Raw genomic sequence first — 12286 nt, 5'->3', positions numbered from 1 at the left:
ACCCTATGACTTCTGGTTTAACGTGTAAGACACGCCCAAGAAAAAGCCGCGTTTGATACGCGGCTTTTTTGTGCCTGAAACAATCATCCGCCACACCACCAATTCCCTGTAGGAGTGAGCCTGCTCGCGATGACGGTGTGTCAGTTGGCGATTCAGTCGACTGACAGTCTGCTATCGCGAGCAGGCTCACTCCTACAGGGAATTGGTGGTGTGGCGGATGATTGTTTCAGGCACAAAAAAGCCGCGTATCAAACGCGGCTTTTTCTTGGGCGTGTCTTACACGTTAAACCAGAAGTCATAGGGTGCAGGCCTTATAAGATCTAGGTTCTAGTGCGGTTCAATTTGCGTCATACCCGGTTTAGCGCCCAGTATTGACGCTGCATATGATTTTACTTTCACAGAGGTTGCGTTGCTCTCGGCACGCGGAGGCATTTGACCCAACGTCCTGGTTCGTTTGCTAACAAGATTTTGCTTGAAGTGACTAGCGGCGACGGGCCGAAATCGGCCAAAAACAGCCATTCGTGGAGGACCGCTTTCAGCCGATTTCTGCTTTCCACAACCGGTTGAGTCATGAACGTTGGCTTCTGTATAGCCGCGAAAGCCGACGCACCAAGTGTCCATCCAGACGAGCCAGCCTTCGGGTGTGGTGGTTCGGCCAGGATGAATCAGCCTCACCCTGCTCGCGACAGTGTGAGCGACCACATCCAGACGCTCAAAAACGCGAGCAATAAGAAGGCGAGCACGCTTGGCCTCAGGGGCATGGGATACCCATTAACGAGAACCTCGGGGCGAATAATTATGCGCCCCAGTTGTGCCAAGGCCATCAGTGCGTAGACGGTGCCGGCCACTCGCAGCCCAATGATCCGGGATTTCATGCTGTTCTCCTCGATCTGATCATGAACGTAACAGGCGAGCAAAAGCATTGTTTTTGCCAGCCCAGTGAACGAAGCCGCGAAGGGGCTCCAGCCCTGGCGTGTTCCTTCCCACAACTCGGCAACCACTATCCACCCCTGGCTTTCACTAAAGGTCGGGGACCAATCTCCAGCGTACTCGACGGGTGTAATCGCCATACCCTGCAAGCTCGGACCGCGACAGCCGATCTTTCCATGCTGTGCGCAAGATGAGTAACGCCGACGCCAGCGCACCGGCCACCAGTGCCCAGAAAGAACCCAGCGCAAGGGCCATGCCGAAGAACAGGAACAGCGCGGCGATGTACCCGGGGTGACGCACGAAACGGTAAGGGCCGCTATCGATCACGCGCTGATACCGCTTGGTCTGGATGCGTACACCTGGCTCGAAGAACGGGTTCACCGCTCACAATACCTGCCGAAATCTTTACGACATTTCTACGCCGGACTCACCAGAATAGTCAGCGTTTTTACACGGCTGTGGCTAGTCTGTTGCTTATCGTAAAAGGACGCTCAATATGACCAATAAAGTGTCGTTGTTGAGAAATAAGTCGGAAAAACTCACCTCGCCACAGGGGTATTTACTGACCATCCTCGCCTGCAGCGCAATGACACTTTTAGCCACACCGCTGCTCTCTTATCTCGACTTGGCCAATATCGTGATGCTGTTCCTGCTGACCGTGCAACTGGTGGCGGCAAAGCTAGGGCGCAATCAAGCCATTTTGGCCTCAGTTCTCAGCGTTTTACTCTTTGACTTCTTTTTCGTACCGCCACGTTTTTCTCTGGCAGTCAGCAACATCCAGTATCTGGTCACGTTTGGCGTCATGCTGGTGACCGCATTGACGACCGCGCAGCTTGCCGCCGGACTGAAACAAAGGGCACAACAATCTCACTTCCGCGAAAAACAAACGCAGGCGCTGTATCAACTGGCCCGCCAACTGGCCGGAACCCTCACCGTTGGACAGGTAGTGGACATTGGCCAGTCCTTCATCAAGACGCAATTCGATGCACAGTCAGTCATCTTGCTGCCCAATGAACAAGAAGTGCTGAGCAACTCGCCTAAGCCCGGATCTCCGCTGGTTGAAATGCGCCTTGCCCAGGTCGCGCTGGAGAGTGGACAACTGGTGCGTAACGACGAACTCAACAGCATGGGCTATGCGCCGCTGTATCTGCCCTTGCGGTCGTCGATGCGCACTCGGGGTGTACTTGCAGTCAAATTCGCAGAAGGCTCGCCAAAACTCTCAAGCAATGCCCTATCACTATTAGAGACCCTCGCGTCCCTGATCGCAGTCGCGGTCGAACGCCTGCATTACGTCGAAGTAGCGCAAACCACTGAAGTTAATATGCTGACAGAGCGCCTACGCGGCTCCATTCTCGCGGCGCTATCGCACGATCTTCGTACGCCGTTAACCGCAATGGTTGGCTTGGCTGACTCGTTATCGCTTATCCAGCCGGCGTTGCCTGCGATGGCCTTGGAAACTGCTCAGGCCTTGCACGAGCAGGCCGCGCGCCTGGCGGGTCTAGTCAGCAACCTTCTGGATATGGCCCGGCTGAATGCTGGTGAAGTCACCTTGCGGCGTGAGTGGCAGCTGCTTGAAGAGGTAATTGGTGCCAGCATCAAATTGCTTGGCAGCGCATTGACTGAACATCCCATCAAAGTGACCCTCCCAAAGGGGTTGCCGCTGCTCAACTATGACGCAGTCCTGATCGAACGGGTCCTCTGCAACCTGCTTGAAAATGCTGCGAAGTATTCGCCTCAAGGTAGTGCTATTGAATTGGTGGCCATACAGAATGACGACAACATAGAGGTCCGTGTCGAAGACCTTGGTCCAGGGTTTTCGAGCAAACAAAGCGACGATCTATTCAAGATATTCGTCCGAGGGGAAGGCGCATCTGACAAACCGGGGACAGGGCTTGGGTTGGCCATTTGCAAAGCCATTGTGGAAGCGCATAGCGGACGGATCAGCGCCGACAATCGACCAGGCGGTGGAGCCAGCGTCAGCTTTACCCTGCCCAAAGGGACACCACCGATTGTTGAGGAAGAGCAGCCATGATCTCGACCTCAGCCAAAGTTCTGGTTATTGAAGACGAGAAGCAAATCCGTCGTTTCGTTCGGCTGGCACTGGAAGCAGAAGGTTGCCAGGTGGCTGAAGCTGAAACGATGAGCCACGGCCTGATCGAAGCGGGAACGAGAAAGCCCGATCTGCTGATTCTCGACCTAGGTCTACCGGATGGAGACGGCATCGACCTGATACGGGACCTACGTAGTTGGTCCGATGTTCCGGTACTGATTCTGTCTGCACGATCGCAGGAAAACGACAAGATCGATGCCTTGGATGCCGGGGCCGACGACTACCTGACCAAGCCCTTCAGTGTTGGCGAGCTGCGTGCAAGGGTTCGCGCGCTGCTGCGACGCCGTAGTCGAAGTGCGGAAGCGGCTTCACCGATTATCGAGTTCGGCACCATCAGCGTGGATTTATCGCGCCGACTGGTGGTCCGTGACGGCGAGACGATTCACCTCACTCCGATTGAATATCAACTGCTTTCTTCCCTGCTGGGGCAACCCGGCAAGGTCCTGACCCAACGCAGTTTGCTGCGGGAAATCTGGGGGCCAGCCTATGTCGAGAGCAGTCACTACCTACGCGTTTATGTCGGGCACTTGCGCCAGAAGCTCGAAGACGATCCGACTCAACCCAAATATTTTCTGACAGAAACAGGCGTGGGTTACCGCTTCCAGCCTTGAGGGGACTTGCATGCAAGACGAACAAGGCAAAAAACGTCTGGCCACATTGACGCTGGCTGCGCTAGGCATTGTCTATGGCGACATTGGTACCAGCCCGCTTTACTCCCTCAAGGAAGTATTCGGTAGTGCTCACCATCCGGTCGCCATTACCCCGGAAAATGTACTGGGAGTTTTGTCCCTGTTTTTTTGGTCGCTGATCATTGTGGTCACGCTGAAATATGTGGTCTTCATCATGCGGGCCAATAACAAGGGCGAAGGTGGCATCATCGCGCTAATGACCCTGGCCTTGCAGAAAGGTGTGGAGCGTTCCTGGCAGCAAAAACTGCTGGTTACTCTCGGGCTTTTCGGTGCGGCGCTGTTTTACGGGGACGGGGTCATTACCCCAGCAATTTCAGTGCTCTCGGCTGTCGAGGGATTGGAAATCATCACGCCCACGTTCAAGCCTTACATCATCCCCATTACCGTGGCCATTTTGATTGGCCTGTTCGCCTTTCAGCGCAAGGGCAGCGCCGGCGTAGGGGCCCTGTTTGGGCCGGTGATGCTGCTCTGGTTTGCCGTTCTGGCGGTATTGGGTGCTGCCGCCATTATTGGCAATCCGTCAGTACTCGCGGCCATCAACCCGCTGCATGCCATGCACTTTCTACTTGGGAACTCCATCCTTGGCTTTCTCGCCTTGGGTGCAGTGGTTCTATGCATTACCGGTGCCGAAGCTTTGTATGCCGACATGGGGCACTTCGGTGCCAAACCTATTCAATACGCCTGGATTGGGTATGTTCTGCCAGCACTACTGATCAATTACTTTGGCCAGGGCGCTCTGTTGCTTGCTGATCCGACGACAATACAGAACCCGTTTTATCTGCTAGCCCCGGAATGGGGACGCTATGCGCTGGTGATTCTGGCGACAGTGGCAACCATCATCGCTTCACAGGCTGTGATCTCCGGCGCCTTTTCCATCACCCAGCAGGCGATGCAACTCGGCTACACCCCCCGCCTGGAAATTCAGCACACCTCAGATCGGCAAATAGGCCAGATCTATTTGCCGGCCATAAATTGGCTGCTGCTCGCATCGATCATTGCTCTGGTTGTCGGGTTCGGCTCGTCCTCAAACCTGGCTGCCGCCTACGGCATTGCCGTTACCGGAACCATGCTTATCACCAATTTTCTGGCCATAGCTGTAGCGATTCGATTGTGGCATTGGAGTCCGTTGCGCGCCGTTCTGGGGGCATTACCCTTTATTTGCATTGATCTCGGATTTTTCCTGGCCAACTCAGTGAAAATTCCAGACGGTGGTTGGTTCCCACTGGTATTCGGCATGGCTATTTTCATCTTGCTGACCACCTGGAAACGTGGCCGAGAACTGCTGAGTGAACGCTTGGCGGCCGAAGCGATGCAGTTGCAGCCCTTCATCGCCAATATTGTCGAAGGCGGCGTTCAGCGTGTACCTGGGACGGCTGTATTCCTGACCGCAGAGCCAGAGTCCGTGCCGCATGCCATGATTCACAGTCTGAAGCATTACAAAGCACTGCATGAGCAGATCATTATCCTGAGCGTGAAGGTACTTGATGTTCCTTATGTTCTTATTGACGACCGCCTAATGATTCGTCGCCTGGCGAGCAACTTCGCACAAGTGGTCGTGCAATATGGTTTTAAGGACGAACCAGATATTCCTGCAGCATTGGTCCTGGCAAGTGAGGCTGGGCTGGAGATCAACATGATGGATACGTCGTTCTTCCTCGGGCGAGAAACGCTGATTCCGAAGTTAGGTTCAAGCATGGCCTATTGGCGCGCCCTGATTTTTGTGGCGATGTTCCGCAATGCCAGTAGCGTTACTGCCTTCTTCAAAATCCCCTCTAATCGGGTGGTCGAATTGGGTACTCAGGTGGTGCTATAGCGCTATCCCTCACGACCTGTCTCTAATGAATAGAGTGGGGTGCCCGGGGTCATGGCGTAAGCGTCTGCCAAACCTACCTTCCTGATGCCTACGCTTATGTAGTACTGAAGCAGGTGCGTCGACCGACCGCTATTGGCCGATTTTTGCCGTTGCGGCGGTGTACTTCGAACAGGTTCATTCAGCAAGAGGATGTCAGCGCTGAGATAGATGAAGGCGGACAAGTGAGACTGGTGGGCTGCCTACCCACGATTCGAGCGTTAGATCATCATTTCTCGGTCATTCCCTAATCGCTTCCAGACCAGCAGAGCGGTGAGTCGGTAGTAATACCGGGTGGTATCGGAGTGTTCTTTTAGGTGCTGAGTGAGAAACCAGCGCACATGCTTGAGCTGCCAGGTCCAGGGATTGTCTCGCTGCCATCGCTGTTGAATGGCCGCTTGCATGGCTCGGGCTTGCCGTAGGTGGCGTTGCTGCGTGACCTTCGAGCCGGTCAGTACGCCGCTCAGGAACAGCGCCATATCGAAGGGCTTGCTCACGCTCGACCTCCAATGTACGCCGACACCACATCGATCCGGTTATGCCCCAGCTCAAGGCTGATTTGTTGGCGCGCCTGTCGATCCAGTTCACGGTCAATGCGATAGCACTGTCCACCATTGACCGGTGCAGCGTGCCCGGTGAGTTGCTCGTAGCGCTCGCAGGCGTAGGCTGCACGCAGTTCATGAAAACCCTTCAGCCCGTGTTCATGCAGCACTTCGCGGGCGGGGAGCACGGTCTGTTGCAGGAATACGGCGTAGCTTTCGTCGCGGGCCAGCAAGTTGCGGCTGCCGGGCGGCGACGCATGACGAGCCAACTGCAGCGCCGCTTTCACCTCTTCATTGGCCACGATCCAGCGCGGCGCGGAAGCCCCTGAGCGACCGCCTTTGGTGCCGTCCTGGATGTTGATGCGGCCTAAGCGTTCGGCTTCGCGGTAAAGTCGTGGTAGGTCAGCCAGGATCGCTTCGCGCAGGCGCATGCCGGTTGCTCGGGCCAACAGGACAATCGCGGCCACCCGCTCGTGGTGCTGTTCGCCAAGTGCCTCGAGTACTCGCCGCACCTGTTGATGGTCTTGGCCATCGGGCGCGCGGGTGCGTACGCTCGAGCGGTGCTGTCCCAACGCCTGGCTCGGACTGGCGATCCTCACGTCCTGATCACCGCGCAGCGCGGCGAGGGTGCGGTTGACGCTGCTTAGGCGGTTCTGCGCGGTCGCGATGCAGAGTCCACCTTGCTGGATCTGCTGGCGCAGGTACGCGGCGTAGTCGTGCAGCGTCTGTCGGCCGATCTGGCGCGCATCGTTGTAACCAGGACCGTCCTCTGACCGACACCAACGCACGAATGCTTGCCAGCGATCGCTATGCGCTTTGACCGTGGCGAAGTGGCCACCGGCAAACAGATCCTTGAGCGCTTGTGGGCCGGCGTAGCTCAGCTGGCGGCCATAGCCAAAGTTGCGACCCTCACGCCGGCCGACCAAGGCCATCGTCATCACCCTTTTCGTTTGTTTGCAGAAAGAGCAGTAGGGCTTTCCAGTGAGGGCTGAGCCTGTCCACCTGCTGCCAGTGTGTCGGGCGGACCAGGAGGGCGTTCTCCTGGTGTTGCAGCAGTGCCCCTTCCTCGCGCAGCTGCTCAATCAGCAGGGCGATGTGGGTAGGCTCCAGGGGTGGTGTGGCGACAGCGGCGACAGTGGCGACAACCCGCGTCGTTTCTGGCCTGGCACGTGGCGACAGGGTGGCGACAGAGGCGGCGACACGCCGCGATTCTGGTTGCGATTGATGTTGCGCCTGGTAGTGGCGCACCGCGTCATTGAGGCGAAACATGGCGGACCTCGAAGGTTTTTCCGTCGTGGCTGCTCAGCCAGCGATGCGTGATCAGTACGACCAATAAAGAGGCGGTATGGTCAGCGCTCTTGCGGGCAAAGCGAGGGCCGTTGCGATTGACGTCGCGGACGGTGAAGTGAGTCCAGCCTTTCTGCACCAGCCAGCGCAACAGCCGATCCGCCTCTTCGCGTCGGCTATTTACCGGCTCCTGTTCGGTCAAGCGCTGGATCTCGGCCAGGTAGTAATCCATCAACGTGGAGGCGCGCTGGATGTGTGCTTCCTCCAACTGACTGGCCTCTTCAACCATGGCCAGCACGCCCGCGATGCGCAGCACATTCGCCGCGGCCTTGCCCGCGACAGGCTGGACGCCGGCCAGCTCGCCGAACTCGCCAGACTGGCACTCGATGGTGTCGTGAATATCGATCCAGGCACGACGGGCACGGGGAGTCAGTTCCAGCGTGACGGGATTGAGTGATCCATCCTTGTGAAGCGACCAGGGCTTTTGCAGCAGGGCGGTGATCCGTTGTTGGTAGCGCTGGATTTTGGCATCTCTGGTCAGGTCGATTGCCTTGTAGAGTCGCTGGCCGGCCAGGCGCTCGGGCCAACTGATCAGGCAGCGGCCGAGGATGCCTTGACCATTGATCACCGGGTCTTTAAACAGCTGGTTGGCCAGGTAGGGCTGCAGCATCAGATGCAGGCTGAGGCGACGGTCATAGGCACGCAGGCTTTCTCCAGCCATGGAGCGCGCCCGGTCGATCGGGCTGCCATCCCACAGTGTCGACAAGGTGGTGATCGCCTTGAGCAGATTCTCTTTGCTCATGGTGCTGCTGCCCAAGAACTGTCCACCTTCATCATTGAACAAGCCCATGCTGGGCAAGCCATGGCACAGACTTTTGACTAGGGCCTCAATGGTGGGCTCGGCAATGATCAGTCTCGGCGGTACCGGCTCGGATAGCTCACCGATTTCCGTCTCCGCGTGTTTCTTTGCGGTTTTGGGTTTGGCCATGATGCTGCTGGTTGCGCGATAGGCTTTGAGCTTTTCCGCATACAGGGTCCACTGCTGTCGTTCCCAGTCGCGCGCCGCTTTCAGGGCCAGGTGATCCACCGCGCTTTTACGATCACCCGAAGACGCCACCGTCAGTAGGTAGAGGGACAGCGGATAGGTTCGACCGTCGAGTTGGGCATTGGCATGGCCCTGGCTCACCAGGGCAGCGCTGGCCAGCACCGACTGTGCAGCCATGGCGCAGGGCACGCCGATCACCTCGGCCAGTCGTTCGACCGCAGGGCCCAACAGTTCCCCGAGTGCTTCGACCGGGTAGGGCAGTGGCGCCTGCTGGTATTCCAGCAATGGTTGTGGTGGCTCGAACGCTTCGCACAGTTGCATCGCCATTCTCCTGAGATTATCGACTTCGTCCTCACTCATCCCGCCACGGTTGTTGAGTGGTATCAGGGATCAAGGCCCCTGCGACCTGTGAGGGTTGTCCACTCACGCGGGACTGACGGCTCCTTACGACCGGGAGCTTGGGCATCTCATGACCTGGCCTCCTGAACACCTCCGAAGAAGTGGGCGGGTGGAGGCTGCACTGGCTGACGAGACCGGTGCCGCGAGATCCTGAGTCAGGTGAAGGCAGTGAGGCGATGACCGGGGCATGCCTGACTGTCAGTCAGGTGCAGTCCATTCCATGGGCTGCGGCACCGTCATCGGCATCGCTGTGGCGGGTGAGCATTCGGTGTTTGTCACGCCGATTGTCACGAGGGGGAAAGCCGCCAAGGCCCGTGCGAGCAGGGCTGCAGCAGTGTGATATGCGCCCGTCTCTTTAGAGGGCAAAGAGACGGGCAACAGGTTGGCGCAAGAAATGGCCAAGCGGATAAGTTGCTGCAGAGCAGCCAGGAGGGGGCATGAGTTGCCGCAGTGGGCATTCTGGAAGAAGTGGCATCCATCACATCGCTGTGACCGTGCGAGCCGCCGGACGCTAATCGCACTTGGGGAGAACCACCACGATGTGGCGTAGCCTCAAAGGTTCTGGCTACCTGGGTGCTGTCGAGGACAGCGCTGGTACGGTTCTGGTTTAGCGCTCGATTTGCTCGCGGTCAACAGCATTTTGGGGGTGACTCTTGAATCAATCGGTAGCGCTGGAAGACCTTGGAGGCCGGTGGTTTTCCATGGCCGGGTGGTCGTTCGTCGGTTTTTAATGTGAGTCCATGGGGGCGGGAATGCGGAGCCTTCCCGCCCCCATGGGCTTGGCCGAAAAGGTCCCAAGAGCGAGGCTTGCAACGGCGACAGTCGCCACCTCTGTCGCCATGCTGCAGGCCACGGATTACTTGGGTTGTCGCGGGTGTCGCCGCTGTCGCCAGGGGGGAGTTGCGCCCTTAGTGAATGGCAACTCGGTTTAGTGGCATGACATTGCATTCGCCTCGTCTCCACGCATCCAGCATGTCTGCCCACTGCTGCATCATGTTTGTGCGATCCGCCATGTACTCGGCTTGGTTGTATGTGCGCCGTACCGCATTGGGTTCAGCATGGGCGAGTTGCCGCTCGATCCAATCACCGGGATAACCCATCTCGTTGAGGCGGGTGCTCCCGGTGGTTCTGGTGGCATGGGGGCTGTACTTGCCGCTCCAGCCCAAGGACTTGAGCATCTGTCGAAATGACGCTGCGACCATAGGCTTCGTACGCTCATCTCGATGGGGGAACAGGTGCTCATACTTGCCGGTAACGGTGTGCAGACCGCGCAGCATGTCCACTGCTTGGGCTGGGAGGGGGACATTGTGCTCCTTGCGCTTCTTCATACGCTCAGCAGGAATCCTCCAGCGGGCAGCATCCAGGTCGAACTCATCCCAACGTGCCTCGACTGCTTCATTCGGACGACAGAGCGTGAACCACATCAGGCGGAACGCGATGGCGGTTTCGTGACGTCCGCAATGACCTTCTACGTCACGCAAGAGTTGGCCGATTTCATCCACCGTAAGCGGGCGCTTGTGTTGGGTTTTGTTGGCCGGAAGGGCTCTGCGGACTGGATAGACCGGGTCGGTATCAGCTCGTAGCGTCGAAACCGCGAGTTCAAAGATGCCAGACATACTACGCTTGGCCGCTGCCGCAACCGTCAGGCCATTCTTCTTCGCTGAGGTGGTAAGTACATCAAGGATGTGTGCGGGGGTGATGCTTTTGATCGGCCACAGACCGATCTTGGGGAAAACTACACGCTCGAGCATTTCCAGTCGTCTGACCTTGGTGATCTCTTCCCAGTCTTTCAGTGCAAGCCATTCCTTTGCAACAGTCTCAAAGGTGGTGGCGTTGTCCTGCTGCTGTTTGATGCGAGTGAGTTGCCGATGTCGGGCGGGATTGATGCCTTGCTTCACCAGGTCTCGGGCTTTGACGCGTTCGTCGCGTGCTTCTGCCAGGGTAAAGCGTCGACCTTTGCGCCGGGCCAAGGCGTCTTCATCACTTTCGCCACGGGGCGGAATTGCATAGTCGCCAACAGCAAAGGTGTTTTCTTTGGTGGTGTCCCCAGTGCGTATCGCAAAGCGGTAGCGCCACGCTTTGGTACCGTTGGGTTTGACCTCAAGATACAAGCCCTTTCCATCGGTGAGCTTGTAAGGCTTGTCCTTGGGCTTTGCGGTGCGGCATTGGGTATCGGTGAGCATGGTCTGATCTCCGGGTTCCCGCCATACCCGGTTTTCAAAACCGGCTTAGGGGCGTCGTACCCGGAATATTAGCCAACCAACGCTCGGATCTCAATGGATGAGGGTGGTGGTGCTTAAACGCAAAACCCCCGTATCATCTAATGATTACGGGGGTTTTGAGGTCCATCAAGCTCCGTGGAATTCCACGGGGGCCGTCACACGTTGAAACGGAAATGCATCACGTCGCCGTCTTTGACGATGTAATCCTTGCCTTCCAGGCGCCATTTACCGGCTTCCTTGGTACCGGCTTCGCCCTTGTACTGGATGAAGTCGTTGTAGGCGATCACTTCGGCACGGATGAAGCCTTTTTCGAAGTCGGTGTGGATCACGCCAGCGGCTTGTGGTGCGGTGGCACCGACGCGGACGGTCCAGGCGCGGACTTCTTCGACACCGGCGGTGAAGTAGGTCTGCAGGTGCAGCATTTCGTAGCCGGCACGGATCACGCGGTTCAGGCCAGGCTCTTCGAGGCCCAGGGCTTCGAGGAACATGTCTTTCTCTTCGCCGTCATCGAGCTCGGCGATTTCCGCTTCGATCTTGTTGCACACCGGAACAACCACAGCGCCTTCTTCTTCGGCGATGGCTTTGACGATGTCCAGCAGCGGGTTGTTCTCGAAACCGTCTTCTGCGACGTTGGCGATGTACATGACCGGCTTGGTGGTCAGCAGGTGGAAGCCCTTGATCACCGCTTTTTCGTCGGCGCCCATGTTCTTCATCAGAGTGCGCGCCGGCTTGCCTTCGGTGAAGTGAGCGATCAGTTGCTCCAGCAGGCCTTTCTGGACCACTGCATCCTTGTCACCACCCTTGGCGTTGCGCGCGACTTTCTGCAGTTGCTTCTCGCAGCTGTCGAGGTCGGCGAAGATCAGTTCCAGGTCGATGATTTCGATGTCGCGTTTCGGGTCGACGCTGTTGGAGACGTGAATCACGTTCTCGTCTTCGAAGCAGCGGACTACGTGGGCGATGGCATCGGTTTCACGGATGTTGGCCAAGAACTTGTTGCCCAGGCCTTCACCTTTCGACGCGCCGGCAACCAGGCCCGCGATGTCGACGAATTCCATGGTGGTCGGCAGGATGCGCTTTGGATTGACGATGGCAGCCAGGGCATCCAGGCGCGGATCCGGCATCGGCACGATACCGCTGTTCGGCTCGATGGTGCAGAAGGGGAAGTTCTCGGCCGCGATCCCGGACTTGGTCAGGGCGTTGAACAGGGTGGACT

At 57.6% G+C, this 12286-nt stretch carries 11 protein-coding genes; 3 read left to right on the top strand and 8 right to left on the bottom strand.

All coding sequences use genetic code 11. From position 1 onward, the window contains the following. Positions 1 to 671: 671 nt before the first annotated feature. Together AC1DRN_RS29055 and AC1DRN_RS29050 are read right to left on the bottom strand one after the other, a co-directional pair. A complete protein-coding gene (locus AC1DRN_RS29055) occupies positions 672 to 1001 on the bottom strand; it encodes a hypothetical protein (protein ID WP_223461093.1) in 330 nt (109 codons plus the stop codon). Between the two features lie 19 nt (positions 1002 to 1020). After that, positions 1021 to 1311, bottom strand: a complete 291-nt coding sequence (locus AC1DRN_RS29050) for a methyltransferase family protein (protein ID WP_223461096.1) — start codon at positions 1309 to 1311, stop codon at positions 1021 to 1023. Between the two features lie 115 nt (positions 1312 to 1426). Between AC1DRN_RS29050 and AC1DRN_RS29045 the strand changes: the two genes are divergently transcribed. The 3 genes from AC1DRN_RS29045 to AC1DRN_RS29035 are packed head-to-tail and all read left to right on the top strand — an operon-like array spanning position 1427 to position 5542. Continuing rightward, a complete protein-coding gene (locus tag AC1DRN_RS29045; RefSeq protein ID WP_223461098.1) occupies positions 1427 to 2962 on the top strand; it encodes a DUF4118 domain-containing protein in 1536 nt (511 codons plus the stop codon). Beyond that, positions 2959 to 3651, top strand: coding sequence for a two-component system response regulator KdpE (gene kdpE, locus AC1DRN_RS29040; protein ID WP_223461100.1), 693 nt, complete (start codon positions 2959 to 2961; stop codon positions 3649 to 3651). The genes AC1DRN_RS29045 and kdpE overlap by 4 nt, the downstream gene beginning before the upstream one ends. A gap of 10 nt (positions 3652 to 3661) precedes the next feature. After that, positions 3662 to 5542, top strand: coding sequence for a potassium transporter Kup (locus tag AC1DRN_RS29035; RefSeq protein WP_223461102.1), 1881 nt, complete (start codon positions 3662 to 3664; stop codon positions 5540 to 5542). Positions 5543 to 5799: 257 nt separating this feature from the next. Here the strand turns inward: AC1DRN_RS29035 and AC1DRN_RS29030 are convergent, their stop codons facing one another. The 6 genes from AC1DRN_RS29030 to ychF form a co-directional block, all read right to left on the bottom strand. Beyond that, positions 5800 to 6075 (bottom strand): hypothetical protein, encoded by a 276-nt coding sequence (locus AC1DRN_RS29030; RefSeq protein WP_223461104.1) that lies wholly within the window; start codon positions 6073 to 6075, stop codon positions 5800 to 5802. Beyond that, on the bottom strand, positions 6072 to 7052 hold the full coding sequence (locus tag AC1DRN_RS29025) for an integrase domain-containing protein (RefSeq protein WP_223461241.1): 981 nt from the start codon (positions 7050 to 7052) through the stop codon (positions 6072 to 6074). The genes AC1DRN_RS29030 and AC1DRN_RS29025 overlap by 4 nt, the downstream gene beginning before the upstream one ends. Next, entirely contained in the window at positions 7030 to 7389 is a 360-nt protein-coding gene (locus AC1DRN_RS29020) for a hypothetical protein (RefSeq protein WP_223461106.1), read from the bottom strand. The genes AC1DRN_RS29025 and AC1DRN_RS29020 overlap by 23 nt, the downstream gene beginning before the upstream one ends. Further along, positions 7373 to 8773, bottom strand: a complete 1401-nt coding sequence (locus tag AC1DRN_RS29015) for a YfjI family protein (RefSeq protein ID WP_223461108.1) — start codon at positions 8771 to 8773, stop codon at positions 7373 to 7375. The genes AC1DRN_RS29020 and AC1DRN_RS29015 overlap by 17 nt, the downstream gene beginning before the upstream one ends. Before the next feature lie 986 nt (positions 8774 to 9759). Next, a complete protein-coding gene (locus AC1DRN_RS29010; protein ID WP_223461110.1) occupies positions 9760 to 11034 on the bottom strand; it encodes a tyrosine-type recombinase/integrase in 1275 nt (424 codons plus the stop codon). Positions 11035 to 11228: 194 nt separating this feature from the next. Continuing rightward, positions 11229 to 12286, bottom strand: a 1058-nt coding sequence (gene ychF / locus AC1DRN_RS29005; RefSeq protein WP_477786884.1) for a redox-regulated ATPase YchF, incomplete at its 5' end; no start/stop codon positions are given.

The organism is Pseudomonas sp. P5_B3, from assembly GCF_056400405.1.
Note: the sequence above shows the minus strand (reverse complement) of the source record. Positions and strands in the feature narration are given on the sequence as shown.

What these genes read in the sequence shown, in the direction of transcription:
- AC1DRN_RS29045 (WP_223461098.1), top strand. Translation starts at nt 1,427, where the DNA reads ATGACCAATAAAGTGTCGTTGTTGAGAAATAAGTCGGAAAAACTCACC.
- kdpE (WP_223461100.1), top strand. Translation starts at nt 2,959, where the DNA reads ATGATCTCGACCTCAGCCAAAGTTCTGGTTATTGAAGACGAGAAGCAA.
- AC1DRN_RS29035 (WP_223461102.1), top strand. Translation starts at nt 3,662, where the DNA reads ATGCAAGACGAACAAGGCAAAAAACGTCTGGCCACATTGACGCTGGCT.
- AC1DRN_RS29025 (WP_223461241.1), bottom strand. Translation starts at nt 7,052, where the DNA reads ATGGCCTTGGTCGGCCGGCGTGAGGGTCGCAACTTTGGCTATGGCCGC.
- AC1DRN_RS29020 (WP_223461106.1), bottom strand. Translation starts at nt 7,389, where the DNA reads ATGTTTCGCCTCAATGACGCGGTGCGCCACTACCAGGCGCAACATCAA.
- AC1DRN_RS29015 (WP_223461108.1), bottom strand. Translation starts at nt 8,773, where the DNA reads ATGCAACTGTGCGAAGCGTTCGAGCCACCACAACCATTGCTGGAATAC.
- AC1DRN_RS29010 (WP_223461110.1), bottom strand. Translation starts at nt 11,034, where the DNA reads ATGCTCACCGATACCCAATGCCGCACCGCAAAGCCCAAGGACAAGCCT.